The sequence below is a fragment of the Burkholderia sp. A2 genome (assembly GCF_001729305.1).
In the GTDB taxonomy this organism is placed as follows: domain Bacteria; phylum Pseudomonadota; class Gammaproteobacteria; order Burkholderiales; family Burkholderiaceae; genus Burkholderia; species Burkholderia sola.
On sequence record NZ_LZXX01000136.1, the window covers coordinates 1 to 821 of the forward strand.

2 pseudogenes are annotated in these 821 nt (G+C 68.5%); one reads left to right on the top strand and one right to left on the bottom strand.

The features are described 5' to 3' along the window. A pseudogene (locus tag A9Z05_RS38130) lies at positions 1-179 on the top strand (alkanesulfonate monooxygenase); the annotation flags it as partial. A gap of 75 nt (positions 180-254) precedes the next feature. On the opposite strand, the pseudogene A9Z05_RS30200 reads toward A9Z05_RS38130, so the two are convergent. Beyond that, positions 255-821, bottom strand: a pseudogene (locus A9Z05_RS30200) (ABC transporter substrate-binding protein); the annotation flags it as partial.

The window sequence follows — 821 nt, forward strand, 5'->3', positions numbered from 1 at the left end:
GCACGCCCGAGCAGGTCGCGCGAGCGCTGGGCGCGTATTACCGGCTCGGCGTATCGACGTTCCTGATTCGCGGTTTCGATCCGCTCGACGATGCGCTGGCTTACGGGCGCGAGCTGATCCCGGCGATTCATGCGCATGTCGCGGAACTCGACCGGTATCGGGACGCGGTGCCGGCGTAGGCGAACGAGGCGTCGATCGAGTCGCCCCGGCATGTCCGTCACGACATGCCGGGGCGATTGTTTCGAACGAAACGCTCAGAACGACGGCAACCCCGGCGGATTGGTCTCCGCCCGCGCGATCGCCTCGCTCTGCAAACCCCAGCGCGCGAGCGCCTGTCCGTAGCGGCCGTTGCCGATCAGCGCGTTGGTCGCGAGCGTCAACGCGGGCGCGAGCCCGCTGCCGCGGCGCGTCGCGATCGCGACATCCGCATTCGCCGGCCAGCCGGCATTGACGACGCCGACGCGGCGGATCTTGCCGCTGCGCGCGGCCTCGTACGCGAGCGACGCGTTCGGGTTCAACTCCGCATCCGCGCGGCCCGACAGCAGCGCGACGCGCGCCGTCGCATCGTCGTCGAAATAGAGCAGCTCGGCCGGCTTCAGCCCCTGCGCGACGTTGCGCTTGCTCCATTCGAGCAGGATGCGCTCCTGGCTCGTGCCGGCGCCGGTGATGATCCGCAGGCCCTCGATGTCCTTCGGTTCCGCGATTTTCGCGATCGGGCTGCCGGTGCGAACGTAGAAGCCGTGCAGCCCGAGCCGGTAGGTCGTGAAATCGTATTTCTCCTTGCGCTTCTCGGTCACGCCGACGTTCGAGATCACCGCGTC